The sequence below is a fragment of the Nocardia sp. NPDC059177 genome (assembly GCF_042755165.1).
Taxonomy (GTDB): Bacteria; Actinomycetota; Actinomycetes; order Mycobacteriales; family Mycobacteriaceae; genus Nocardia.
In genome coordinates this window covers 118991-142982 of the sequence record NZ_JBHZBX010000009.1, presented here as the reverse complement: position 1 = coordinate 142982, position 23992 = coordinate 118991, and the positions used below count along the sequence as shown (strand labels likewise).

At 68.3% G+C, this 23992-nt stretch carries 29 protein-coding genes; 16 read left to right on the top strand and 13 right to left on the bottom strand.

Annotated features, from left to right (window positions below):
* Positions 1–111: 111 nt before the first annotated feature.
* Positions 112–1164: an NAD(P)-dependent alcohol dehydrogenase gene (locus tag ACFXK0_RS14295; RefSeq protein ID WP_379410577.1), complete on the bottom strand. Its 1053-nt coding sequence runs from the start codon at positions 1162–1164 to the stop codon at positions 112–114.
* A 119-nt stretch (positions 1165–1283) separates the two neighbouring features.
* Here ACFXK0_RS14295 and ACFXK0_RS14290 point away from each other — a divergent pair, with 119 nt between their 5' ends.
* The 5 genes from ACFXK0_RS14290 to ACFXK0_RS14270 all read left to right on the top strand — a co-directional run bounded on the left by ACFXK0_RS14290 (position 1284) and on the right by ACFXK0_RS14270 (position 6173).
* The gene (locus ACFXK0_RS14290; protein WP_379410576.1) at positions 1284–2372 is read left to right on the top strand and encodes a S1C family serine protease; all 1089 of its coding nucleotides are present in this window, start codon (positions 1284–1286) and stop codon (positions 2370–2372) included.
* Between the two features lie 89 nt (positions 2373–2461).
* The gene (locus tag ACFXK0_RS14285; protein ID WP_379410575.1) at positions 2462–3919 is read left to right on the top strand and encodes an alanine/glycine:cation symporter family protein; all 1458 of its coding nucleotides are present in this window, start codon (positions 2462–2464) and stop codon (positions 3917–3919) included.
* 15 nt (positions 3920–3934) lie between these two features.
* Positions 3935–4780, top strand: a complete 846-nt coding sequence (locus ACFXK0_RS14280) for a PPK2 family polyphosphate kinase (RefSeq protein WP_379410574.1) — start codon at positions 3935–3937, stop codon at positions 4778–4780.
* Positions 4781–4863: 83 nt separating this feature from the next.
* Complete coding sequence (locus tag ACFXK0_RS14275; protein ID WP_379410573.1) at positions 4864–5610, top strand: DsbA family protein; 747 nt, start codon at positions 4864–4866, stop codon at positions 5608–5610.
* Positions 5607–6173: a vitamin K epoxide reductase family protein gene (locus ACFXK0_RS14270; RefSeq protein ID WP_379410572.1), complete on the top strand. Its 567-nt coding sequence runs from the start codon at positions 5607–5609 to the stop codon at positions 6171–6173. Before ACFXK0_RS14275 ends, ACFXK0_RS14270 begins: the two co-directional genes overlap by 4 nt.
* Here the strand turns inward: ACFXK0_RS14270 and ACFXK0_RS14265 are convergent.
* Genes ACFXK0_RS14265 through ACFXK0_RS14255 form a run of 3 tightly spaced genes read right to left on the bottom strand, consistent with a single transcriptional unit; the run spans position 6170 to position 9329 of the window.
* Complete coding sequence (locus ACFXK0_RS14265) at positions 6170–6805, bottom strand: class I SAM-dependent methyltransferase (RefSeq protein ID WP_379410571.1); 636 nt, start codon at positions 6803–6805, stop codon at positions 6170–6172. The two genes, ACFXK0_RS14270 and ACFXK0_RS14265, sit on opposite strands and share 4 nt — an antisense overlap.
* A complete protein-coding gene (locus ACFXK0_RS14260; RefSeq protein ID WP_379410570.1) occupies positions 6802–8061 on the bottom strand; it encodes a saccharopine dehydrogenase family protein in 1260 nt (419 codons plus the stop codon). The genes ACFXK0_RS14265 and ACFXK0_RS14260 overlap by 4 nt, the downstream gene beginning before the upstream one ends.
* The gene (locus tag ACFXK0_RS14255; RefSeq protein ID WP_379410569.1) at positions 8058–9329 is read right to left on the bottom strand and encodes an ABC1 kinase family protein; all 1272 of its coding nucleotides are present in this window, start codon (positions 9327–9329) and stop codon (positions 8058–8060) included. Before ACFXK0_RS14255 ends, ACFXK0_RS14260 begins: the two co-directional genes overlap by 4 nt.
* Here ACFXK0_RS14255 and ACFXK0_RS14250 point away from each other — a divergent pair.
* Positions 9301–9582 (top strand): hypothetical protein, encoded by a 282-nt coding sequence (locus ACFXK0_RS14250; RefSeq protein ID WP_379410568.1) that lies wholly within the window; start codon positions 9301–9303, stop codon positions 9580–9582. The genes ACFXK0_RS14255 and ACFXK0_RS14250 overlap by 29 nt on opposite strands.
* Before the next feature lie 55 nt (positions 9583–9637).
* On the opposite strand, the gene ACFXK0_RS14245 is transcribed toward ACFXK0_RS14250, so the two are convergent.
* Complete coding sequence (locus ACFXK0_RS14245) at positions 9638–10351, bottom strand: TetR/AcrR family transcriptional regulator (protein ID WP_379410705.1); 714 nt, start codon at positions 10349–10351, stop codon at positions 9638–9640.
* Positions 10352–10574: 223 nt separating this feature from the next.
* Here ACFXK0_RS14245 and ACFXK0_RS14240 point away from each other — a divergent pair, with 223 nt between their 5' ends.
* The 6 genes from ACFXK0_RS14240 to purU all read left to right on the top strand — a co-directional run bounded on the left by ACFXK0_RS14240 (position 10575) and on the right by purU (position 15520).
* Complete coding sequence (locus ACFXK0_RS14240) at positions 10575–11906, top strand: DUF445 domain-containing protein (protein ID WP_379410567.1); 1332 nt, start codon at positions 10575–10577, stop codon at positions 11904–11906.
* A 92-nt stretch (positions 11907–11998) separates the two neighbouring features.
* The gene (locus ACFXK0_RS14235) at positions 11999–12445 is read left to right on the top strand and encodes a helix-turn-helix domain-containing protein (protein WP_379410566.1); all 447 of its coding nucleotides are present in this window, start codon (positions 11999–12001) and stop codon (positions 12443–12445) included.
* The gene (locus ACFXK0_RS14230) at positions 12445–13113 is read left to right on the top strand and encodes a heparin-binding hemagglutinin (RefSeq protein WP_379410565.1); all 669 of its coding nucleotides are present in this window, start codon (positions 12445–12447) and stop codon (positions 13111–13113) included. Before ACFXK0_RS14235 ends, ACFXK0_RS14230 begins: the two co-directional genes overlap by 1 nt.
* Before the next feature lie 73 nt (positions 13114–13186).
* Complete coding sequence (locus tag ACFXK0_RS14225) at positions 13187–13477, top strand: DUF2516 family protein (protein WP_379410703.1); 291 nt, start codon at positions 13187–13189, stop codon at positions 13475–13477.
* Positions 13478–13546: 69 nt separating this feature from the next.
* Complete coding sequence (locus tag ACFXK0_RS14220) at positions 13547–14599, top strand: alpha/beta fold hydrolase (protein WP_379410564.1); 1053 nt, start codon at positions 13547–13549, stop codon at positions 14597–14599.
* 33 nt (positions 14600–14632) lie between these two features.
* Positions 14633–15520 carry a formyltetrahydrofolate deformylase gene (purU, locus tag ACFXK0_RS14215; protein WP_379410563.1) on the top strand — a complete coding sequence of 296 codons (888 nt, stop codon included), beginning with the start codon at positions 14633–14635 and terminating at the stop codon, positions 15518–15520.
* A gap of 4 nt (positions 15521–15524) precedes the next feature.
* Here the strand turns inward: purU and ACFXK0_RS14210 are convergent, their stop codons facing one another.
* A complete protein-coding gene (locus ACFXK0_RS14210) occupies positions 15525–16052 on the bottom strand; it encodes a GNAT family N-acetyltransferase (protein ID WP_379410562.1) in 528 nt (175 codons plus the stop codon).
* Between the two features lie 136 nt (positions 16053–16188).
* Between ACFXK0_RS14210 and deoC the strand changes: the two genes are divergently transcribed.
* Complete coding sequence (gene deoC, locus ACFXK0_RS14205) at positions 16189–16857, top strand: deoxyribose-phosphate aldolase (protein WP_379410561.1); 669 nt, start codon at positions 16189–16191, stop codon at positions 16855–16857.
* A gap of 5 nt (positions 16858–16862) precedes the next feature.
* Here the strand turns inward: deoC and ACFXK0_RS14200 are convergent, their stop codons facing one another.
* Positions 16863–17594, bottom strand: coding sequence for a DUF2993 domain-containing protein (locus ACFXK0_RS14200; RefSeq protein WP_379410560.1), 732 nt, complete (start codon positions 17592–17594; stop codon positions 16863–16865).
* Positions 17595–17699: 105 nt separating this feature from the next.
* Here ACFXK0_RS14200 and ACFXK0_RS14195 point away from each other — a divergent pair, with 105 nt between their 5' ends.
* Positions 17700–18308, top strand: coding sequence for a hypothetical protein (locus ACFXK0_RS14195; protein ID WP_379410559.1), 609 nt, complete (start codon positions 17700–17702; stop codon positions 18306–18308).
* On the opposite strand, the gene ACFXK0_RS14190 is transcribed toward ACFXK0_RS14195, so the two are convergent.
* Genes ACFXK0_RS14190 through ACFXK0_RS14180 form a run of 3 tightly spaced genes read right to left on the bottom strand, consistent with a single transcriptional unit; the run spans position 18294 to position 20146 of the window.
* Entirely contained in the window at positions 18294–19109 is an 816-nt protein-coding gene (locus ACFXK0_RS14190) for a class I SAM-dependent methyltransferase (protein ID WP_379410558.1), read from the bottom strand. The two genes, ACFXK0_RS14195 and ACFXK0_RS14190, sit on opposite strands and share 15 nt — an antisense overlap.
* 8 nt (positions 19110–19117) lie before the next feature.
* Positions 19118–19642 (bottom strand): DUF2505 domain-containing protein, encoded by a 525-nt coding sequence (locus tag ACFXK0_RS14185; protein WP_379410557.1) that lies wholly within the window; start codon positions 19640–19642, stop codon positions 19118–19120.
* A gap of 18 nt (positions 19643–19660) precedes the next feature.
* A complete protein-coding gene (locus tag ACFXK0_RS14180) occupies positions 19661–20146 on the bottom strand; it encodes a DUF2505 domain-containing protein (protein ID WP_379410556.1) in 486 nt (161 codons plus the stop codon).
* A 199-nt stretch (positions 20147–20345) separates the two neighbouring features.
* Between ACFXK0_RS14180 and ACFXK0_RS14175 the strand changes: the two genes are divergently transcribed.
* The gene (locus tag ACFXK0_RS14175; protein ID WP_379410702.1) at positions 20346–21389 is read left to right on the top strand and encodes a UDP-N-acetylmuramate dehydrogenase; all 1044 of its coding nucleotides are present in this window, start codon (positions 20346–20348) and stop codon (positions 21387–21389) included.
* A gap of 153 nt (positions 21390–21542) precedes the next feature.
* A complete protein-coding gene (locus ACFXK0_RS14170) occupies positions 21543–22718 on the top strand; it encodes an Ig-like domain-containing protein (protein WP_379410700.1) in 1176 nt (391 codons plus the stop codon).
* 18 nt (positions 22719–22736) lie between these two features.
* Here ACFXK0_RS14170 and ACFXK0_RS14165 read toward each other — a convergent pair whose 3' ends face one another.
* The 3 genes from ACFXK0_RS14165 to ACFXK0_RS14155 all read right to left on the bottom strand — a co-directional run bounded on the left by ACFXK0_RS14165 (position 22737) and on the right by ACFXK0_RS14155 (position 23863).
* Positions 22737–23201 carry a hypothetical protein gene (locus ACFXK0_RS14165; RefSeq protein WP_379410555.1) on the bottom strand — a complete coding sequence of 155 codons (465 nt, stop codon included), beginning with the start codon at positions 23199–23201 and terminating at the stop codon, positions 22737–22739.
* Positions 23202–23264: 63 nt separating this feature from the next.
* On the bottom strand, positions 23265–23651 hold the full coding sequence (locus tag ACFXK0_RS14160) for a hypothetical protein (RefSeq protein ID WP_379410554.1): 387 nt from the start codon (positions 23649–23651) through the stop codon (positions 23265–23267).
* On the bottom strand, positions 23651–23863 hold the full coding sequence (locus tag ACFXK0_RS14155) for a hypothetical protein (protein ID WP_379410553.1): 213 nt from the start codon (positions 23861–23863) through the stop codon (positions 23651–23653). Before ACFXK0_RS14155 ends, ACFXK0_RS14160 begins: the two co-directional genes overlap by 1 nt.
* Between the last annotated feature and the right edge of the window lie 129 nt (positions 23864–23992).

Below are 23992 nucleotides of genomic sequence, written 5' to 3'. Positions count from 1 at the left end.
CCTCTTTCCCGGCGCGTTGGGTTAGGCATCTCAGGCGAATGCAGTGGGGCTGTCGCCCCGGGACCCAAGGGGCCGCGAACTCGAGCGCGCCAGCGCTCCAACAAACACAGCTCAAATAGACGCTACATCGATGACGAAGCGGTATTGGACGTCGCTGGCGATGACTCGGTCGTAGGCGGAGTCGATTTCGTCGGCGGAGATCAGTTCGATGTCGGCGCCGATGCCGTGGGAGGCGCAGAAGTTCAGCATTTCCTGGGTTTGGGCGAGGCCGCCGATCATCGAGCCGGCCAGTGAGCGGCGGTAGGCGGCCAGGTTGCGGCCGTGGACTGTCATCGGGTTTTCCGGCAGGCCGAGGATGACCAGGCTGCCGTCGAGGGCGAGCAGGCGCAGGTAGTTGTCGATCGGCAGGTCGGCGGAGACGGTGTTGATGATCAGGTCGAAGCTGCCGCGCAGCTGGCGGAAGGTTTCCTTGTCGCTGGTGGCGTAGTAGTGGGTGGCGCCCATGCGCAGGCCGTCGTCGCGTTTGCGCAGCGACTGGCTGAGCACGGTGACTTCGGCGCCGAGGGCGGCCGCGATCTTCACCCCGACGTGTCCGAGCCCGCCCATGCCGATGATGGCGACCTTCTTGCCCGGTCCCGCGTTCCAGTGCTTGAGCGGGGAGTACAGGGTGACGCCCGCGCACAGCAGCGGTGCGGCGACGTCGAGGCCGATGCCTTCGGGGATCGAGACGACGAAGTTCTCGGTGACGACGATCTGGGTGGCGTAGCCGCCGAGGGTGTAGCCGCCGGGCTGCGTGGTCTCGGGGACCGGGTTGTTGTAGGTCCAGGTCGCGCCGCGGGCGCAGTACTGTTCCTCGCCGGCCAGGCACGGCTCGCACCGGCCGCAGGAGTTCACCAGGCAGCCGACGCCGACCCGGTCGCCGACCTGGTATTTGCGCACCGACGAGCCGGTGGCGGCGACGATGCCGGCGATTTCGTGGCCGGGCACGCACGGGTATTTGGTGCCGCCCCATTCGTCGCGGGCGGTGTGGATGTCGGAGTGGCAGATGCCCACGTATTTGATGTCGATCAGCACATCGTCGGGTCCGAGCTCGCGGCGCTCGATGGTGACCTTCTCGAAGGACCCGTCGGCGGACGGCAGGGCGTAGGCAGCGGCTTTGCTCATGCCCCTATGCCTACCGCCGCATGTGTGGTTTGCCAACCCCACCGCGTCCGGATCGATACCGGCGCGGGTGGAATCCCGGGTAACAATGGAGGTGTCGGCTCGCGAGAGAGGACACGCACGTGCGCAGTGGACGGGTGCTGGTGACGCTGGTCGTCGCGTTGTTCGGGGTCGCGGCGTTTCTCGGCTATCGCGGTGAGCTGGCGATTCCTGGTTCGGATTCGATGGGTGAGGTGGCCGCGATCGCGCAGGCGCCGCCGCTGATCCCGCTGGATCCGGTGGCTGTGGCCGCGCAGGTGCAGCCCGCGCTGGTCAATATCGAGGTCGAGGCGGCGCCGTTCGGGATCTCGGCCGCCGGGTCGGGCATCGTGCTCACCGAGGACGGGCAGATCCTGACCAGTCATCATGTGATCAAGGGCGCCGACGAACTGTCGGTGACCGATCTCGGCAACGGTCTGATCTACCAGGCGACTGTCCTCGGTTACGACTCCTCCGCCGATATCGCGCTGCTGTCGCTGGCGGGCGCCTCCGGGCTGCCGACCGCGCGTCTCGGTACCTCCGCCGACCTGCGCATCCGCCAGGATGTGCTGGCCATCGGCGACGCGGGTGGCGACGGTGGCGAACAGACCTCGGTCGCGGGCCCGATCACCGATCTGGATGCCGCGATCGTGGCGATGAACTCCGCCGACATGTCCCGTAAGTCGCTGCGCGGCATGGTCGAGATCGCCGCCCCGGTGGTCGGCGGGCAGTCCGGTGGCGCTCTGGTGGACGGCACCGGCGCGGTCGTCGGCGTGATCACCGCGGCCTCGGGCGAGCGCACTCCGGCCGAACAGCAGACCCGACCGGCCAACGGCTATGCGGTCCCGATCGATACGGCCATGCGGATCGTCGCCCAGATCCGCTCGGGCACCCCCACCGATACCGTCCACGTCGGCCCCACCGCCACCCTCGGCGTCCAGATCGTCGACGCCCACCCCACTGCGGGAGCCCGCGTGACCTGGGCCTTCTACGGCCAGCCCGCCCGTACCGCAGGCATTACCGACGGCGACGTCATCACCGCCGTAGACGGCACGACCATCACCACAGCCAAAGCCCTCAGCGCCGCCATCAACATCCGCAAACCCGCCGACCTCGTCCGCCTGGACGTCACCGCCCCCGATGGCACCACCCGAACCGTCGAAGTCGTCCTGGCGGCCGGGACACCGAACTAGTCACCGCAGTGCGGAATTCCGGCGCACCTCCGCGACGACATCAGCGCAGCCTGACCGGCGGGGGCAGGAACCGGCGGTAGCGTGCGCCTATGGACGCGCTGGATTCGGTGATCGTCGATATCAATGATGTTTTCTGGAACTGGCTGCTGATCCCGCTGGTGATCGTGGCTGGGGTGTACTTCACCGTGCGCAGCGGGGTGGTGCAGGTGCGGATGGTGCCGGAGATGTTGCGGGCGGTGACCGAGAAGGGGCAGACGGCCGAGGACGGGAAGAAATCGGTGTCGGCGTTCGGGGCGTTCAGTATCTCGGCGGCGGCGCGAGTGGGGACGGGCAATATCGCGGGGGTGGCGACCGCGATCAGTGTAGGCGGGCCGGGGGCGGTGTTCTGGATGTGGGCGATGGCCACCCTGGGGGCCGCGTCGGCGTTCGTGGAATCGACACTGGCCCAGCTCTACAAGCGGCCCGAGCACGAGCCGGGGACCTTCCGCGGCGGACCGGCCTATTACATGGAGCACGGGCTGCGCAGGCGGTGGCAGGGGCTCGTCTTCGCCGTGATCATCACGGTGACATTCGGTTTCGTGTTCAACGCGGTGCAGTCCAACACCATCGTGGCGACCGGGCGGGCCTCGCTGTCGGCACTGGACGGTGCCTGGTTCGCGCCGCTGGTCGGGCTCGCGTTGATCGTGCTGCTCGGACTGGTGATCTTCGGTGGCGTGCGCCGGATCAGCCACATCACCGAGGTGCTCGTGCCGGTGATGGCGGTGATCTACCTGCTGCTCGGGATCGTGGTGGTGGCGTTGAACATCGGCGATCTGCCGCGGGTGCTCGCCGATATCGTCGGCGGGGCGTTCGGGTTGCGCGAGGTGGTCGGCGGCGGGATCGGGGTGGCGATCGCGCAGGGGATCCGGCGCGGCATGTTCTCCAACGAGGCCGGGCTGGGTTCCTCGCCCAATGCCGCCGCGGCGGCGGATGTCTCGCATCCGGTGAAGCAGGGGCTGGTGCAGTCCCTCGGCGTCTACTTCGACACCCTGCTGATCTGCTCGATCACCGCGTTCATCATCCTGACCAGCGATCCCGACCTGTCGCAGCGCCGCAGCGCCGACCTCACCCAGAGCGCGTTGCAGGCCAGTCTCGGCACCTGGGCCGGGCATGTGCTCACCGCGGTGGTGTTCATGCTGGCGTTCAGCTCGATGATCGGGAACTTCTACTACGGCCGGTCCAATATCGAGTTCATCACCGATCGTCCCCAGGTGCTCACCGCGTTCCGGGTGCTGGTGCTGGTGGCGGTGTTCGGCGGCGCGCTCGGCTCGGTGAGCCTGATCTGGAATCTGGCCGATGTGTTCATGGGGGTGATGGCCCTGGTCAATCTGGCCGCGATCATCCCGCTCGGCGTCGTCGCGTTCCGGTTGCTCGCCGACTACCGCGCGCAGCGGGCCGCGGGCGCCGATCCGGTCTACGTGCACCGCGCCGAGATCGCCGACCCCGCCGGGGTGGCCTGCTGGCAGGCAACGATTGCGTCGAGCTTGCCCGGCAATCGCACCCAGTAGTGGTAGGCATGGGAAATGGCGAAACATTGGGCCGAGCCGGTCACCGTCGCGCTGCGTGCCGACGGGCAGCGCGTGGCCGATCTCGACACCTCGGCCACCCCCGGCTTCACCGGTGACAAGCGCCAAGCCAAGGAGTTGCTGGTCGAACGCGGCCAGGTGCTCTCGGAGCTACAGGAGAAGCTGTTCGCGCACGGCCGCACCGGCGGGCAGCACAGCGTGCTGCTGGTGTTGCAGGGGATGGACACCGCAGGCAAGGGCGGCATCGTGCGCCATGTCATCGGCTCGGTCGACCCGCAGGGCGTCGACCACGCGTCCTTCGGGGTGCCGACCGAGGAGGAGAAACAGCACGATTTCCTGTGGCGCATCCGCAAGCGCCTGCCCGCGCACGGCCAGCTCGGCGTGTTCGACCGCTCGCACTACGAGGACGTGCTGGTGGTGCGGGTGCACAAGCTGGTGCCGCAGTCGGAATGGGAGCCGCGCTACGGCCTGATCAACACCTTCGAGCGGGAGGTCGCCGAAGCGGGCACCACGATTGTGAAGGTCGCCCTGTTCGTCTCCCTCGACGAACAGAAGCGCAGGCTGCGCGAACGCCTGGAACGACCCGACAAGTACTGGAAGTTCAACCCCGACGACATCACCGAACGCGGGTACTGGCCGGAGTACCAGAAGGCGTATCAGACCCTGCTCGAGCGCACGAACACCGACCACGCGCCCTGGTACGTGCTGCCCGCCGATCACAAGTGGTATGCGCGCCTGGCGGTCACCGAACTGCTGATCGACGCGCTGACCCGCCTCGACCTGGACTGGCCCCCCGCCGATTTCGATGTCGCCGAGCAGCTGCGCAGGCTCGACGAATCCTGATCCGGACTTTTCGGAAACTCTCAGGTTCGGCCCGCATGATGTCCCCGACGGGGGCGACGACGAAACGAAAGGCATGTGACGACGTGAGCACCGGCAAGAACCCGCTGGCGGCGGCCGAGGCTGCCGACAAGAGGCGCAAGGTGGCGATCCAGATCGGCGTCGCCGCCGTCCTGGTCGCGTTGATCGCGGCGATCGGCATCGGCATCGCGGTGAACAAGTCGGACTCCGACACCGACCCGACGACCATCACGGCCGCCCAGCTGCCCGCCACCGGCGGCTCGGTCACTGATACCGGCACCGTGCGGATCGGTAATCCCGACGCCCCGGTCAAGGTGCGGGTCGTCGCCGACCTGCAGTGCCCGGCCTGCCAGAAGTTCGAGGCGGCCAATGGCGAGGCGCTGGCCCAGGCGGCCGCCGACGGCACCGCCGTCGTCGAGTACCAGATCATCTCCTTCCTGGACAAGGCCTCCACCAACCAGTACTCCTCGCGCGCGGCGAACGCCTCGTTCTGCGTCGCCAAGTCGGATCCGAGCAAGTACCAGACCTGGCTGCAGACCATGTTCGAGCAGCAGACCCCCGAGGGCGGCGCCGGCCACACCGACGACGAACTGGTCGACATCGCGACCGAGGTCGGCTACACCGACCCGGCCGTGGCCACCTGCATCAGGGAGAAGCCGTACACCGACTACGTCAAGCAGGTCACCCAGGCCACGCTGAGCAGCGGGGTGGAGTCGACCCCGGCGGTGTTCATCAACGGCCAGCTCAACCAGACCGACGCGATCTTCACCGAGAACGGCCTGGCCGCCGTGATCGCTGACGCCGCGAAATGATCACCGCCCCCGCCCGCGCCGCCTGGCTGGTACTGATCGCCGGGCTGGCGGGCTGGCTGGCGTCGTTCGCGCTGACCGTCGAACGGTTCAAACTGTTCGTCGACCCCGACTACGTGACCTCGTGCAGCATCAACTCGGTGCTGTCGTGCGGGTCGGTGATGACGACCGACCAGGCCGCGGTGTTCGGCTTCCCCAACCCGCTGCTCGGCGTGGTCGGGTTCTCGGTGGCGGTCACCCTCGGCGTGCTCTCGGTGGTCGGTGTCGGGTTTCCGCGCTGGATCTGGGGCTGGCTGTGGCTGGGCACCGTGCTCGGGGTCGCCGGGCTCTGCTGGCTGATCTTCCAGAGCCTGTACCGGATCAACGCGCTGTGCCCGTACTGCATGGTGGTCTGGGTGGCGACGCCGGTGCTGTTCGCCGTCGCCACCCAGGAGACCTGGAGCCGCTCGCGCGGAGTGATGAGCATCCTCGCCGAGTGGCGGTGGACGCTGGTCGTGGTGTTCTACGCGGTGGTGCTGCTGCTGGTGTTCCTGAAGTTCCAGGACTACTGGCTGAGCCTGGTCTAGGCGGGTTTGCTCGCGTCCACGTACTGCATGAAACGGTGGACGCGTTGGTCGATCTCGGTCAGTCCGGCCGCGGCGAACAGGTCGGGGAAGGTGTCGCGGTCGAACAGGCGCAGCCCGCTCAGGCTCGCGGCAACGGTGGTGGCGGTGCCGAAGAGATTGTCCTCGCGGAAGCTGGTGGTGATGGCGATGCGCCCGCCAGGGGCCAGCACCCGGATCATCTCGCGGGTGGCCGCGATCGGGTCGGGGATCAGGTAGAGCGCGCCGAAACAGCAGACGGCGTCGAAGGTTCCGTCGGCGAAGGGCAGCGTGCGCGCGTCGCCGCGCACATAGCCGACGCGCTGGCCCGCGTTGTCGGCGGCGGCCTTGGCCAGCATCGGTTCCGAGTAGTCCAGCCCGGTGACGTACCCGTCGCCGGTCAGGTGTTCGCTCAGGTAGTGCGTGAAATTGCCCGGCCCGCAGGCCAGGTCGAGCACGCGCTGCCCGGTGCCCTCGATCCGCAGGGCCCGCACGGCGTCGCGCCGGTCGCTGCCGGTGGTGCGGCCGCTGGCGAGGTAGAACAGCGCGGGTCGCCACGCGTGCTCGTACACCGCCGCCAGCGCCGGGGCGTTCATGGTCTTGCGGGCGAGATTCACTGCCGGGTGACCTCGATGGTCATGCCGGTCTCGCGCAGCCGCGCGGTGAGGGCCTCGCCCATCGCCGAAGCCGGCGTGAGCACGCCCGCCCGCTCGGGCAACTGGTCGAAGGCCAGGCACAGGCCGCTCTGGCCGAGCAGCACGGCGGTGGCCTGGTAGCCGGGGTCGCCGGTGGCCGAGAAGGTGGCCTGGTATTTGGCGCCGGAGCTGGTGCGCGCGAAGGTCCGCATGGTGAACCAGCCACTGCGGCGGGCTTTTTCGTCGGGGCCGGTGCCCGGCTTGGGCAGCACGCGGTCGAGCAGCTTGCGGCCGAACGAGACCCGTGAGAGCACCGCGCCGGTGGCCATCCCGGCGACGATGCCGCCCGCGATCCCGGCGGCGACCAGCGGTGCCGCGGCCGACTTGCCCGCGTTCATCACCTCGCGGTAGCGGAACTGCTTACCGTAGGCCCAGCCGAGCAGACCGTTGGTGCGGCGCACGACCTTGGTGTTGTGCGAGGCCATGATGAAGGTGGTGACCCAGCCGTCGAGGCTGGGATCGATGCTGTCGGCGCGGGCGAGTGCCTGGTCGGAGGGGCGGCCGACATCGGGGTCCATGCTGCGGTCCGGGCTCAGCGAGTACGGGTGCGCGAGGATCTTGCCGCGGCTGCCGTCCTCGGCGATGTCCTCCATCATGGCGCGCCCGGAGTCGATGGTGCCGCCGCTCATGCCGCCCTTGAGATAGGCGACCAGGGTGGTGTCCTCGAGCTCGCCGGTGTCGTCGGCGACGGTGGCGCGGTAGATCTCGTAGACGCTCAGATCCGACGGAATCGAGTCGTAGCCACAGGAATTGACGATCTTGGCGCCGGAGTTCACGGCGGTCTGCTCGAACTGCTCGATGGCGTCGTGGATGAACAGCGGCTCGCCGGTGAGATCGGCGTAATGCGTGCCCGCGGCCGCGCAGGCGCCGAGCAGCGGCAGGCCGTAGCGCAGGTAGGGGCCGACCGTGGTGACCACGACCTTGGTCCGCGCCGCCATCGCGGCCAGCGCGGCCGGGTCGCCGGAGTCGGCGACCACCAGGTCCCACTGCGCGGCGGCCGGGCCCAGATCGTCGCGGGTCGCGGCCAGCTTGCCCGCCGAGCGGCCGGCCAGCGCGATCTTCGCGCCCGCCGGTGCCGCGGTGAGCAGGTACTCGGCCGTGAGTTTGCCGACGAATCCGGTGGCGCCGAACAGGATCAGATCGAACTCGCGGTCTTGCGGCACGGTGCTGCCTTTCATCGAGTGGTCGCCTTGCGGGCGCGGGGTTTCTTGGCCGGCTTCTGCGGACGGGTGCTGAGCCACTCGCGGTGGGCCAGCCCGAGTTCGGTGACCGGCGGTTCGTCGTAGAGCCATTCCCTGGCGATCGAATGCCAGTTGGCGGTGCAGTCGAGCTGGCCGAGCATGCCGAAGGTGAGGAAGTCGGCCCGGCGCGAGAACAGGTGCTCGGGTGGCAGGTTCTGCTGCTTCATGCCGGTGAACTCGCTGGCGCGCGGGTCGACCGCGAGCAGGAACGCGCCGCTGGCCAGTTCCGGGGTGATGGTGAGTTCCTCGTCGACCAGACACCATTCCGAGGCCGAGAGCACGTACTCGAGACACTCCTCGGCGCCGATCTCCTCGGGCGAGTCGATCACGCCGCGCTCGATCATCAGCTGGCGCAGATCCTCGGCGCGTTCCTCGGCGGCCGCGCGCAGGCACAGCTTCTCGAAGTGCACCAGTTTCGGGTCCATCCGGTTGAACAGGCCGAAGTCCAGGAATGCCACCCGGCCGTCGCCGGCCAGCAGCACATTGCCCGGATGCGGGTCACCGCAGAACTCGTTGAAGGTGAACAGCGAACCGACATAGAACCGGTAGACGATCTCGCCGACCCGGTCGCGCGCGGCGGCGGGCATCTTGGTGATGTCGTCGAAGCCGGTGCCCTCGATGAACTCGCTGACCAGCACGCGGGTGGTCGACAGCTCGGGCACCGCGTCGGGCACCACGATGAACGGGTGGTCCCGGTAGAGGTTCGCGATCTCGGACTGGGTGGCCGCCTCGGCCCGGTAGTCGAGCTCGGCCTCCATGTTCAGTTTGAGCTCGTCGAGCACCGCGGGGGTGATCCACGGCATGGCCGAGGCGAGCACCCGGCGGAACATGGTGAGGTTCTTCAGGTCGGCGCGCACCGCGATGTCGACACCGGGGTACTGGACTTTGACCGCCACACTGCGCCCGTCGTGCAGGCGCGCCTTGTACACCTGCCCGATCGAGGCGGCCGCGATCGGCTCCGGATCGAATTCGGCGAACAGTTCGGTCAGCGGGCGGCCGAAGTCCTCTTCGATCACCGCGCGCATGGACTCGAACGACACCGTCGGCGCGGCATTGCGCAGGACCGCCAGGCGCTGCTGGAACCGCTCGCGATGGTCCTCGGGCACCAGATCCAGATCCAGCACCGACATCATCTGGCCCAGTTTCATGGCCACGCCCTTCATGGTGCCCAGCACCATGACCACCTGTTCGGTGGTGCGGATCATCGACTCCTCGGCCATCCGCGCGCGGACCGCCTCGGACCTGCCCCGCATCGAAAGCCTGGTCTTCTTCGAGCGGATGACCGAACTCGCCGCCACCGCCCCCAGCTTCGTCCCACGGGCCAGCCGGGATGTCGGCACGTTCTTCGCCATCGAGGTACCTCCGTTGGTGCCGACGCGCACGGCGGCCGCCGACGCGCAGCGTCACACGACCGCCCGCGGTGACGCAAGCCACAGCGCCCCGCTCGGTTCAGCGTAACCAACTGCTCGGTAATGTCGAGCCACCGCTCCCGCCAACGGCCCGAACGTGCAGGTCAGGAGTCCTGGGAGGGGATTTCGGGCAGTTCGTGTGGCTGGGCGGTGAAGACCTCCGGCGAGCCGCCCGCGCGCGCGACACCCTCGATCGCGCTCCACGCCATCATCGTCAGATAGTCGATGACGTCCTGGAGGGGCATGGCCTTCTCGGTGGTGGTCCACCAGTGCGTGGCCAGCTGGATGCCGCCGACGAGCACATAGGACCACAGCATCGCGCCGTCGGTGCGCACGCCCTTGGACCCGGCCCGGTCGATCAGCACCGTGGTGACCACCTCGGCGAAGAGCCGCTCGAACTCCGCCAGCGAGGACTTGTCGCCCGCGGTATTGCTCATGATGAACCGGTAGACCTCGGGGTCGTCGTCGACGGTGCCGACGTATTCGGTCATCGCGGCGCGCACCAGCTGGTACTCGTCGGCGTCGAGGCTGATCGCGCCGTACACCCGGGGCAGCAGCGTGGTCTCGATGAAGCGCTGCATGGTGGCGTGTACCAGGTCGTTCTTGTCCGCGAAGTAGCGGTACAGAACGGTTTTGGAGACGCCGATCTCGGAGGCGATCTCGTCCATGCCCGCCTGGCTGCCGCGGGCGCGGATGGCGTTGAGTGTGCCGTCGACGAGCTCTTCGCGGCGGTCGATCTTGTGCTGTCGCCACCGCCGTTTGCGGCCGTCGACACCCCCGCCGCCGCGGACGGCAGCGCGGCCGGTCGGCTCGCCGATCTCGACAAGGTCTTCGGTGGACAGAACAGCCCCCTTGTGATCGATGTGGCCTCTCTCGGCATACAGCTTAGGCCCGCGGGTGTGGGTCGTCGCTCGTTTGGTCGACGTTGGGGCATTTACCACACCTGATCGGGTACCCGCGCGTTCGCCGAACAGGGCGATTCACGGGCGCCACGCGGGTGGACGGCGGCGCCCGCGGCGGTCGCACAGCAGAATGGTGGCTATGGAGAAAGCTCCCGGCAACACGGCGGTTCTCGCGCCGCGCACCGAGCCCGCCGCGCAACCCGCGGGTTTCGCGGTCATGACCGACGAGGCGGGCAAACGACGTGACCTCTTCAAGATGAAAGCGCTGGCCACCGGGTTCCTCGTGGTGGCCAGCGTGGTGTACCTGCTGTGCCGCTGGCTCGAGTCGCGCGGCGACGGGGGCGAATGGGTCGGCTATGTGCGCGCGGCCTCGGAGGCGGGCATGGTCGGCGCGCTGGCCGACTGGTTCGCGGTGACCGCGCTGTTCAAGCACCCGCTCGGCCTGCCGATCCCGCACACCGCGATCATCCGCAAGAAGAAGGACCAGCTCGGCGAGAGCCTCGGCGCCTTCGTCGGCACCAATTTCCTGGCCCCCGATGTGGTGTCGGCCCGGCTGGAGTCGGCGCAGATCTCGCTGCGGGTGGGCCGCTGGATGGCCGATCCGGGGCACGCGGCCCGGGTGGCGCAGGAGAGCGCGACCATTCTGACCGCGGTGGTCGGGGTGCTGCGCGACGAGGATGTCGAGCAGATCATCGACAACACCATCGTCAAGCGGATCGCCGAGCCGCAGTGGGGGCCGCCGCTGGGGCGGGTGCTCTCGGAACTGATCGCCGACAACCGGCAGCTGCCGCTGATCGATCTGCTGGCCGAGCGCGCGCATCAGTGGGCGCTGGGTTCGCAGGAGACGATCGACCGGATCGTGCTGCGCGACGCGCCGCAGTGGGCGCCGAAATTCGTCAACACGCTGCTCGCCGAGCGCGTCTACCGGGAACTGGTCGAGTTCACCTGGAAGGTGCGTTCGGATCCCGAGCACGAACTGCGCCAGGCCGCCACCCGCTTTCTGCAGGATTTCGCCGACGACCTGCAGCACGACGAGGCGATGATCGCCAAGGCCGAGAAGGTCAAGGCCGAGATCATGGGCCGCGAGCAGATCACCGGTTTGGCCGAGGCGACCTGGCGTGCGGCCAAGCGGCTGATTCTGGAATCGGCCGAGGACCCCGATTCCACTTTGCGTCGCAAGGTGGCCGAGAATGTGCAACAGCTCGGTGAACGACTGCGCGACGATCCCGCGATGCGCGGCAAGGTGGACGGTTGGATCGATCGTGGTGCGCGCTATCTGGTCGGTAACTACTCCGCCGAGATCACCACGCTGGTGACCGATACGGTCGCCCGCTGGGACGCCGACGAGGCGAGCAGGAAGATCGAATTGCAGGTCGGCCGCGATCTGCAATTCATCAGGATCAACGGCACGGTCGTCGGCTCGCTCGCCGGCCTGGCCATCTACACGATCTCGCAGCTGATGTTCGGCTGAGAGAACCGTTAGCGGAACCTGTGCTAACACGAGTGCTTGCAATAGTTAGCACCCTCCTTTAGTATTGATCGCACAACGCCAGAAGGTGAGTGATGGCAGACCAGCCCGAGGGCCGCGTAGCACACGCGGCGCAAGATATCGGAGGTTTCATCAGGTCCCAGCGCGAAGCCGCGCAGGTGTCCCTGCGTCAGCTCGCCGCCCTGGCAGGGGTGAGTAATCCGTACCTGAGCCAGATCGAACGCGGATTACGCAATCCCTCCGCCGAAGTACTCGCGCAGATCGCGAAAGCACTGCGGGTCTCTTCGGAGGTGTTGTATGTGCGGGCCGGATATCTCGAGCAGCGTCCGCACAGCCCGGTCAGGGACGCCCTGCTGGCGGACACTTCGGTGACCGAACGGCAGAAACAGGTGTTGCTGGAAATCTATGAGTCGTTTCGCCGGGAAAACGGGGATGAAACCGGCTCAGGGGGGATCGAACGGGACAGTGACGTTTCGTTCACGACAACTGACACTCCGCCACGCCAGGAGAACGAAGACTGATGACCGAGAAGACCGCTACCGTGACCAAGCCGCTGTTCGCCACTGTCGGCGCCGGTGACGCGATCTACACCGCCGTGAACGACGTCGTCGCCGACGTCCGCGAGCGGGTCGCCACCACCGACGTCCAGGCCCGCGTCGACGAGGCCCGCGAGCGCTTCGCGAACGTGCCCGCCGATGTGCAGGCCCAGTTCGAGACCATCCGCGAGCGCCTGTCCGGCCTGCCCTCGGAGCTCCCGGAAGACCTCGCCGAGCTGCGCGAGAAGTTCACCCCGGAGGAGCTGCGCAAGCTCGCCGAGCAGTACTACCGCCAGGCCCTCGACATCTACGCCGACCTTGCCGTCCGCGGTGAGGAGACCGTCGACCGGCTGCGCGCCAACCAGGCCGTCGACGAGCAGATCGGCCGCGTCGAGACCCTGTACAAGGACGCCTCCGCCCGCGCCGAGGACGCGCTGTCCAAGGTCAACGACCTGCTGGGTCGTGGCAAGGCCGAGACCGTCGCCACCCCCGCGGCCGATGCCGTCGTCGAGGCCGAGGTCGTCGCGGTGACCACCGAGCCCGCCCCGGCCCCCGCGCCGGCGCCGGCCGAGCCGGTCGCCAAGGCCCCCGCCGCCAAGAAGGCTCCGGCCAAGAAGGCCCCCGCCAAGAAGGCCGCGCCGAAGAAGGTCTAAGCATCACCGCTGACAGCGGCCTCGTACACCTGTGGTGTGCGGGGCCGCTGTTCGTATGATGGGGGGTGTGAACATGGTGCATGGATTGACGTCGATGATCCTGCTGGTCCTGTGGCTGGCGGCACTCGGCGCGACGATTTTCGCCCTGATCCATGCGGTGCGTCAGCGCTCGGATGCGTTCACGGCGGTGGACAAGCTGACCAAGCCGATCTGGCTGGCGATTCTGGCCGGGGCGCTGATCTTCCTGCTGCTCGGGGTGGGTGGGTTCATGCTGACCTCGTTCATCGCGATCATCGCGACCGGTGTCTATCTGGCCGATGTGCGGCCCAAGGTCGACGAGGTGCAGCGCGGCCCACGCTGGTAACCGCACGACCCTCGCGGTCAGTGGTACACGGTGTTACTGTATCTAGCAGTAACACGAAGGAGTGTGCCGATGCGTGCAACGTTGCCGACGGCGCTGGGGAACCTGATCGACGCGGCCTCCGCCACGATCAAGACCACCCTGGCGGCCCACCGCGCTGATCTGCGGACCCGATCCCACGGGATCCCCGCCTTCGATCCGCCACGGGCGACTCCCGAGGTGATCCCGGTGATCACCGCCGACGGCGCGCGGCTGCGCGTACACGCCTACGGGCCCGTCGACGCGCCGGTCATCGTGCTCGTCCACGGCTGGACCTGCTCGATCGAGTACTGGAACGCCCAGATCAACGCCTTCGCCGGCCAATACCGCGTCATCGCCTACGACCTGCGCGGCCACGGCGAATCCACCAACGGCTACGCCAAGCCGAGCCCGGCGCTGCTCGCCGACGACCTCGAAGACGTGCTCGAAGCCGCGCTGCTGCCCGGTCAGCGCGCGGTGCTCGTCGGCCACAGCATGGGCGGCATGACCCTGATCTCCTGGGCCGGGCGCTACCCGGACAAGGTCGCCGAACGCGCGGCCGCGGTGCTGCTCACCAACACCGGCGCGCACTCGCTGGTCGAGGTCTCCACCATGGTGCCCGGCCTGAACAAGCCGCTGCGCCTGCTGCGCGGCCGCGCCATGCCGACCCCGCCGTGGCTGGGCAAGCTCATCCTCGGCACGCCCGTGGTGTTCCCGCCGATCAAGCCGGTGCGCTGGATCTTCGCCCGTCAGGTGATGACCCTCGACAGCCCGCGCCCGGTTCTGGACTACGCGCTGTCGGTGGTGCGCGGCTGCCCCATGATGACCCGCTCCCGCTGGGGCCTGGTCCTCACCGAACTGCACCTGGGCGACAACGCGAGCAAGCTCGCCGCGCCGACCACCGTGCTGGCCGGCGACCGCGACGACCTCACCCCGGCACTGCACGCCGAACGCCTGGCCGAGCTGCTGCGCGCCGCAGGCAACCTCGCCGGACACAAGGTGCTGCCCACCGGCCACCTGGGCAATGTCGAACGCTACGACCTGTTCAACGCCGAACTGGCCACCGTGCTCGACACCGTCCGCGAGCCCGCCCGCGCCCTGGCCTGAGCGGGAGGCGGCTCGCCTGCGAGGATGGGTGCCATGAGCACCGCCCCGACCTCGGATGACCGCCGGTTCGTACTGACCCTCGGCTGCCCGGACCGGCCGGGCATCATCGCCCGGATCTCCTCGTTCATCGCCGAATTCGGCGGCTCGATCGTGGAAGCCGGCTACCACTCTGACGGTGACACCGGCTGGTTCTTCACCCGGCAGGCCGTCAAGGCCGCGACCGTGCCCTTCGGCATCGACGAACTGCGCGCCCGCTTCGCCGAGGTGGCCGCCGAGTTCGGCCCGGCCACCGACTGGCAGCTGCACGACTCCGGCGCGCCCCGCCGGGCGGTACTGCTGGTCAGCAAGGACGGGCACTGCCTGCACGACCTGCTCGGCCGCGCGGCCGCCGGAGAACTGCCCGCGACCATCGAAGCCGTCATCGGCAACCACCCCGACCTGGCCGCGATGACCGAAGCGCACGGTGTGAAATTCCACTACGTGCCCTTCCCGAAAGACCCGGCCGAGCGCGGCCCCGCCTTCGAACAGGTCCGCGACCTCGTCGACGGGCACGACCCGCACGCGGTGGTGCTGGCCCGCTTCATGCAGGTGCTGCCCGCCGAGCTGTGCGAACACTGGGCGGGCCGGGCCATCAACATCCACCACAGCTTCCTGCCCTCGTTCGTCGGCGCCCGCCCCTACCACCAGGCCTACGCGCGCGGAGTGAAGCTGATCGGCGCGACCTGTCACTACGTCACCGCCGAACTGGACGCGGGCCCGATCCTCGAACAGGACGTGATCCGCGTCGATCACGCCGACGACGTGCGCGACATGGTGCGCCAGGGCCGCGATATCGAGCGGGTGGTGCTGGCCCGCGGCCTGCGCTGGCACCTGGAGGGCCGGGTGCTCGTGCACGGCAGGCGCACGGTCGTCTTCGAGTGACGGCTCAGAGCGCGTAGAACGGTGCCGGGTAACGGAATTCGCCGGTGACGGCCGAATCGTAGGCGGTCAGCGGGCGCACCTGGAAGTACTCGGCCCACGCCGCCTCGTCGGGCACGATGCCCAGCCGGGCACCCGGCACGAAACCGAACCGCGAGTAGTAGGTCGGGTCACCGACCAGGCCGACGACCGGTTCGTCCATCGCGTCGGCGGCCCCGAGCGCGGCATGCATCAGCGCCGAACCGATCCCGGACTTCTGCCGATCCGGGACCACCCCGAGCGGGCCGAGCGCAAGCACCGGGAACGGCCCGATGCCGGCCCGGGTGAGCAAGATGTGCCCGAGGACGGTGTCGTTCTCCAAGGCCACCAGCGACAAGGTCGGCATCCACGACTCGTCGGCCCGCAGCGCGTCGATCAGGGCGACTTCGGGTGGCTCGGTGACCGCGGGGTCGTCGGCGTAGTGCGAGGCGAACGCGCCACGATGAACTGCGGCAATCGCCGCGGCATCGGCAGGGATCTCTCGACGGATCAGCACAATCGCCTCCGTGACATTGGCGGCTGGCGCCGCGGGTCGGAGTTCACCGACAAAACGGTCAAGTGTAAGTGTTCCTGATCTGGGTAGTGGGGCGCAATGAAGTTTCGGTATTCGGGGGTGTGCCAGACTCGTTTTCATGACCGTCTCGACGCCGCTGACTCGGGCCGATGTGGCCGCGATGATCGACCACACCCTGCTCGCGCCGCAGGCCACCTCCGCCGAGGTGGACGCGCTGATCGCCGAGGCGCGGTCGCTGGGGGTATACGCCATCTGCGTGTCGCCGTCGATGTTGCCGGTGCGCGCGCCGGGGCTGGTGGTGGCCACCGTCGCCGGGTTCCCGTCGGGCAAGCACCACGCGCTGGTCAAGGGCGCGGAGGCGCGGCTGGCGGTGGACCAGGGCGCCGCCGAGGTCGACATGGTGATCGATGTGGGCGCCGCGCTGGCCGGTGACTTCAATGCCGTGCTGGCCGAGGTGATCACGGTGCGTGAGGCGACCGCGGACCAGGCCGTGCTCAAGGTCATCATCGAATCGGCCGCGCTGCCCGACGAGGCGATCGTCGGCGCGTGCCGGGCCGCCGCGCAGGGCGGCGCCGATTTCGTGAAGACCTCCACCGGTTTCCATCCGGCGGGCGGGGCGAGCGTGCACGCGGTGCGGCTGATGGCCGAGACCGTCGGCGGGCAGCTCGGCGTCAAGGCCAGTGGCGGGATTCGCACCGCCGCCGACGCCGCCGCGCTCATCGCGGCGGGCGCCACGCGCCTCGGGCTGTCGCAGTCGGCCGCGGTGCTGGCCGGTTTCCCGGACTGAGCCGCTCAGCAGCTGAGCTGGGCCTCGGTGCCATCGGTGGTCGACTCCAGCGTGGTTCGGCCGCCCTCCAGGTTCACGATGACGCCGTCATCGGTGACCTGCACGTCCGTGGCCTTCAGGCCGAGCGGGTAGCTCTGCAGGCTCTGGGTGAAGGTCTCGACGATGCCCTGCACCAGATCGGTGGGCAGGCCGATGCCGAGCAGCTGCGCGGACTTGGTCTCGATCGTCACATTGCCGTTGCGCACCGACGGAACCACCTCCAGCTGGGCCAGGCCACCGAGCACATCGAGGGTCAGGGTCTTGTCGCGCGACGAGGACGTCACACCGCTGACCATGCCGCCCATGGTCTGGCGGATGCCGTCGTTGTTCCAGGTCACCTCGGCGCGCGAGCTGCCGATGGTGCCGCTGCCATTGCTCTTGTCGAGCTCGATGTCTTCGAACTCGGCGTGCACGACCATGCCCACCGCCGGCCCGAACGTGTTGTCCTCGCTGTCGATGGTGACCGAGCCGACCTTGCCGTCGAGGTAGGTGAGCAGCATCGGTTTCGGGCCGAAACTCACGTCGATGCTCGAGCCCATCTGCTGTTCGAAGGAACTGCTGATGCAGCGCGAGATCTGGTGGCGGGCATAGGCTTCGGTGCCCACGACGGCGGCCACGAGCAGCGTGGCGACCACCACCACCGCGATCACCAGCGTGCGCCGACCGATCTTCGGGCGCTGGGGCGTCTGCGTACTCATGCCAACGGATTCTTCCTCGAGTTTCTGTGTCTGCTCTGAGGACGGCGTGAAAGCCCTCGTAGCAAAGTGTGACCTGGCACACTTCCCGCAGCGTAACCTGGATCCATGACTGGCGAGGGTCGGCGCCGGGTGGCGGGGACGGCGGAACATCGGTGGCGGGTGCTGCGGCGCCTGGCGGGGCGGCACGCGGGGTTCTTCACCACCCGTCAGGTGCTGCGCACCGGCTGCGAACTGCAGGTCAGAGCCGCTTTGGGGGACGGCTCGGTGACCAGGGCCGGGGTCGGGATGATGCGGCTGACGCAATGGCGGGCCGGTCCGCTCGACGAGTACGCGATGTGGGCGGCCTGGTTCGACGGTGCCGCGGCGGTGTCGTATCAGAGCGCGGCCGAACTACACGGCATCGGACGCTTGCAGCCCCGGTTCCTGCACCTGTCGGTCTCGGCGGGGCGCCCGCCGGTCACCCCGCGGCTGGTGCTGACCCGGCGCAGGCTCGCCGATCGCGATGTCGAATCGGCAGGCCCGTTCCTGGTGACCACGCCGGTACGTACCGTGCTGGATCTGGCCGAGACCGAGATCTCGCAGTCGGCGCTGGACGAGGTGGTGGCCGACGCCGTCGCCATCCACCGCTGCGACACCGACGAGATCTGGTGGGGTGGACAGCAATTGGCGCCCCGGGCCGCAGCGCGGGTGCGGCGGGCGTTAACCGGCGTCTGACCAGCCGTTCGGCGCCACCACATCCCACGGCACCGACAGCACACAGTCGCGCATCCGGCGCCGGTACTCGCGGACCGGGAAACCGTTGTCGCGCAACATCTCTGCGGCTGCACGCCAGCGGATGCGTGGACCGAACGGTGCCAGCGCGGCGGTGCGCTCCCAGGCCTGATCGGCCGCGGTGAGCAGGGCGTGCACACGTTCGCCGGGAATATTGCGGTGGATCAGCACCTTCGGGAGCCGTTCGGCGATATCGGAAGGCCGTTCGACGGTGAACGGGTCCCAGGCCAGTGTCAGCGAGAGCGGGCGGTCCCGGTCCAGCAGGACCCAGGCGCTGCGGCGGCCGAGCTCGTCGCAGGTGCCGTCGACGAGCAGGCCGCCGGGCGCGAGATTGGCCTGGATGCGCGACCAGGCGCCGGGCACGGCGTCCTCCGGGTACTGCCGCAAGACATTGAACGCGCGCACGAGCACCGGTCGCAGCCCGGCCAGCTCGAAGCCGCCCCGGGCGAAACGCACACCGTCACGGCCGTCGACAACGCGAGCCGGGTCGATCTCCAGGCCGACCACCCGCAGGTCGGCCCGGACGGTGCGCAGCCGGGCGGCGAGCTCGAAGGTCGTCCAGGGTGCGGCGCCGTAGCCGAGGTCGACCACCAGCGGGTCGGGCGCCGCGCTCAGTGTGGTGCGGACGAGGTCGTCGTTGACCAGCCAGCGATCGCAGCGGCGCAACCGGTTGACCCCGGTCGTGCCCCGGGTGATCGAGCCGACCGGCGGCAGGACCTTCCGGCTGGAGCGAGCGTCGGCCACGGTACGGGTCAGACGGTCTTCTTGGCGTCTTCGTCGAGCCAGCGCGTGGTCTCTTCCTGCTCCGCGCGGAACAGGTCGATCAGGTTCACCAGCATCAGCTGTTCCAGACGCGGGCCGACCATGGGAATGAACACCTTGGCGGTGGGGGAGAAGCGCATGGTGGCGCCGGTCTCGGTGGGGAACAGCCGGATGGTGCCGTTGAGGCTGCCGGGGCCGGCCGGGATGGAGGCGGAGAACTTGCCCTCGGTCTCGTCGTGGGCGAACGGCCCCCAGCTCTCCTTACGGGTGATGACCATGTCCTTGCGCATCACCGTCTGAGCGATCTCGGGCAGCATCTCGCGCGGCAGGGTGTGCGCGAGGACGACCTCGATGCCGTCCTCGCTCACCTCGTGGCTGATCACCTCGTTGTGCGGCGCGTGCTTACGCATCTCGGCGACGCGCGCTTCCCAGTAATCCCTGCTCTGCAGCGCCGCGTACAGCTCTTCGGTGGTGTGCAGCGGATAGCGGGCGGAGTAGTCCAATCGACGTGCCATAGCGGCACACGTTACCGCTCAGTGGTTGGCGAGCCACTCTTCGGTGAAGGCTGCCTCGTTGTTGAGCAGTTCGAGCAGGTGCTCGGAGATCGCGGCCTCGATCTTGCCGCCGAAGAGCGGGATCTTCACCTCGATGGTGCCCGAGACGGTGGCCGTCGAGCCGGTGCCGTCGGCGGCCAGGGTGGCGGTGGCGGTCACCTTGGCGGGCGCGCCGTCGACGTGCGCCTCCACCGTGCCGGTGGTGCCCTGGTAGCTCTCCACCCGCGGAATCACCAGGTCACCGGGCCGGACCGCGGTGATCGCGGGCGGCAGCTGATCGGCGGGAATGGCCTGCACCAGCTGGACCCGAACCTGGTCACCGTCGAGAACGAACGAGTCGAGCCGGGCACCGGGCCCACCGACCTCTTCGATCCGGGCCTTCCAGTACTGCTCGTCGGAGAACGCTGCGCGCACGGCCTCGACCGAGTGGGTGTAGCGAGCCGTGTACGCCAGAGGTGTAGCCATGCGCGACACGCTACCGGGTGTCCGTCGGTGCTGGCCCTGCTAGGGCGCAGGATCGGCGACTCACCGGTGCCGTGGGTGCGGGGAATGGACCTGCGGCAGCGATGTGGTCCATGATCGGCATGTGAACGCGGCGATCAACAAGGAATCCACCGGTAGCGCGGCGCGGGTGCGTGACCTCCTCGCCGATACCGGCGCGGTGGTGCGCGAATCGGTGCTGTTGTCCGAGCTCACGACCTTGCGGGTCGGTGGGCCCGCGCTGGTCGCCCAATGCGGCACTACCGACGCGCTGATCGCCACGGTACGGGCGCTGGACGCGGCCGGTGTCCGGGTGTTGCTGCTCGCCGGTGGATCGAACCTGCTCATCGACGACGCGGGCTTCGACGGTGTCGTGGTCCGGGTGGGGAACAAGGGGGTGCGGCTCCTCGGCAACAGCGTGGTCGCCGAAGCGGGCGCGAACTGGGACGAGGTGGTCTCGTTCACCGTCGACTCCGGTCTGGGCGGGTTGGAGTGCCTGTCCGGCATCCCCGGCTCGGCCGGTGCGACGCCGGTGCAGAACGTCGGCGCGTACGGCGTCGAGGTAGCCACACTGCTGCGGCAGGTGCAGCTGCTCGACCGCGAGACCGGCGAGGTGCGCTGGGTCGAGCCCGCCGAACTCGGTTTCGGCTACCGGACCAGCGTGCTCAAGCACAGTGACGACGCGGTCGTGCTCGCGGTCGAGTTCGCGCTCGACCCGTCGGGGATGAGCGCGCCGCTGCGCTACGGCGAGCTGGCCAAGGTGCTCGGCGCCGGGGATGGCGAGACGCGCCCGGCCGCCGAGGTGCGCGCCGAGGTGTTGCGGCTGCGGGCGGGCAAGGGGATGGTGCTGGACCCGGCCGATCACGACACCTGGAGCGCCGGCTCGTTCTTCACCAATCCGGTGATAACCGCGGACCGGTTGCCGCAGGTCATGGCCGCGATCGCGGACCATGTCGGCGCCGAGGTGAAGGTGCCCACCTACCCCGCGCCCGAGGGCACCAAGCTCTCGGCGGGCTGGCTGATCGAGCGGGCCGGCTTCGCCAAGGGGTTCCCCGGTGCGGACGCGGCGGCGCGGTTGTCGACCAAGCACACCCTGGCACTGACCAACCGTGGTTCGGCAGGCGCGGGCGATATCGTCGCGCTGGCGCGGATCGTGCGCGCGGGTGTCCAGGAACGCTTCGGGGTGACACTGGAGCCGGAGCCGGTCACCGTGGGTGTGACTCTGTAGACACCGTCGACGGCCGATTCGCCCGAAAACGCGGCGTACATTCGATGCGTGAGCAAACATTCGGTAACCGCCTCGTTGCGTGCGCGCGGGGCGGCTGGACGACGTGTCGGCGCCGGCGGGCCTGAACTGCGCCTTCGCGGTGGTCGCTCGGTGATAGCGGTGATCTTGCTGGCGGTGCTGGCGCTGCTGACCGCCTGCACGAGCGACGGGCCGGCCCAGGAACCCGCCGCCGCGGCCCCGGTCGCGCAGGTCACCCTCGCCCCGGCGGCGGGCGCGACCGGCATCGCCCCCACCGACCCGGTCTCGGTCACCGTCGCCGACGGCCGCATCGACCAGATCGCGCTCACCAACGCCAACGGCAAGCAGGTCGAGGGCACCCTCAGCCCCGATCACGCGTCCTACCAGGTCACCGAGCCGCTCGGCTACGACGCCTCCTACACCTGGACCGGCTCCGCGACCGGTGCCGACGGCAAGCAGGTCCCGATCGAGGGCACCTTCAGCACGCTCACCCCGAAGACGACCACCCCCGCGACGATCAATATCGGCGACGGTCAGGAAGTCGGCATCGCGGCGCCGATCATCATCGAATTCACCGGGCCGGTCACCGACAAGGCGACGGTGGAGAAGGCGCTCACCGTCACCACCGATCCCGGCGTCGAGGGCTCGTGGGCGTGGCTGCCCGACGACAACGGGTCGCGCGTGCACTGGCGGCCGAGATCGTATTGGCCGCCCGGCACGACCGTGCACGTCGCCGCGAACCTCTACGGCGTCGACCTCGGCGGCGGTGCCTACGGTGATTCGGACCTGACCTCCGATTTCACCATCGGCCGCAGCCAGATCGTCATCGCCGACGCGCCGAGCCACCGCATGCAGGTGATCCGCGACGGCGCCACCGTCTTCGATTTCGCGGTCTCCTACGGTGAGGGCAACGAGGCGCGCAATGTCACCCGCTCGGGCACGCACGTGGTGACCGAGAAGTACGAGGACTTCCTGATGTCGAACCCGCCGTACTACACCAATGTCCGCGAACGCTGGGCCGTGCGCATCTCCAACAACGGCGAATTCATCCACGCCAACCCCGAATCCCTCGCCGCCCAGGGCTCCTCCAACGTCACCAACGGCTGCATCAACCTCTCACCCGCCGACGCCCAGGCCTACTTCCCGACCGCCCGCTACGGTGACCCGGTAGAGGTCACCGGCACCTCCATCGACCTCTCCGCCGCCGACGGCGACATCTACGACTGGGCCATCGACTGGCCAACCTGGCAATCCATGTCGGCCCTGCCCGAGACCACCCCGACAGCCGGAGTCGCCGCGCAACCGCGCTGAGCCCGGCCCGACAGCGTCCTACATCGGCCGGGATTCCAGAACCTGATTCAGGGCATTCAGCCTCTCCATCGGGAAGGGCATGCCCCACTGCTCCAAGTAGCCGCTTTCACCCCAGGTATCGAGCACCGCTCGGGCCGTCCGGCGCACCGACCCAACAAATGCGCTGAGCGAAACTACACCAGCGAAGACGACCCGGCCCTCGCTCCATGTCATGTCGTCCCCGCTGCTGCCCCCAAAACGAACGATCTGAAGGTAGACGCGATCAGCACCCCCGAGGCCGGCTCCTGACAGAAAGATTCGCGTACAACCAGGCTCCTGGGACAGATGAGCAAATGCAGAGGATGAGCCGACCGTGAGATCGCAAGCCGATTTGATCAGACTTTTCAATGCATCGCTCAAATAGGAGGCTGAAATTTTGATGACCTGATCATCTACGCGAATCGAGCACGTCGACCAGCCGCGTCCAGTCAACTCCCAATCCACCGCAATAGAGTCAATTTCCCCCACGTGCGCGACCTCGCTTCGACAGAATCCGGGATTGATGGGTTAGGCGGGCCGAGTACGACCCGACTCGATGATCTGTTGCGCGCGCTGGAACGACACTCCCATAAGGGCGCCTATGTCGCGCACTGTCGCACCGGCGCCCTGCAATGCGGTCGCAGCATTGCGCCGCGCTTGCGCGATGCGCTCGGCTGCCTTCTCGACCTCCTCGCCTGCCGCGCGGTATGCGGCCAATGATGTGGCGATCTCCTCTGGCCATTCGATGACCAGATCAAAGGAGTCGGGTTCGGCACCGGTCATGATCGCGATCAGGTCGCGGGCCATCGATTCCACCTGACGCAGGTTCAATGCCTGGGTTACGCGATCGACCTCGGGCACCTCCACCATCCATGCATCCTCGTCGCGAGTGACACGCGCGGTGTAGGTGTTCATTACTTCCACCAGTCCTTTCCGAGCTTGCTCTCAGCCTGTTCGTAGATGGTGCGCGCGGTGTTCTCGCGTACCTCGTTGTGTCGCGGTACGGGGATCGTTACCCCGTCCACACTCAGGATGGAGTGGTTGCCACCTTCGTTGAGGTCGACGTCGAGACCCTTTGCTTTAGCGGCATCTCGAATCTTCTTGATGATGTCTCGGCGCTTGGTCACAAGGGTAGTCTAGTTGGACTTGACATAACAAGTCAAATCGGACTAGACGATTATGGCATGCGGCGCTACGACAAGTTATGCGCCCAAGTTGAGCCCGCTGGCACCACCGATGGTGTGGGCGTTGCCGTG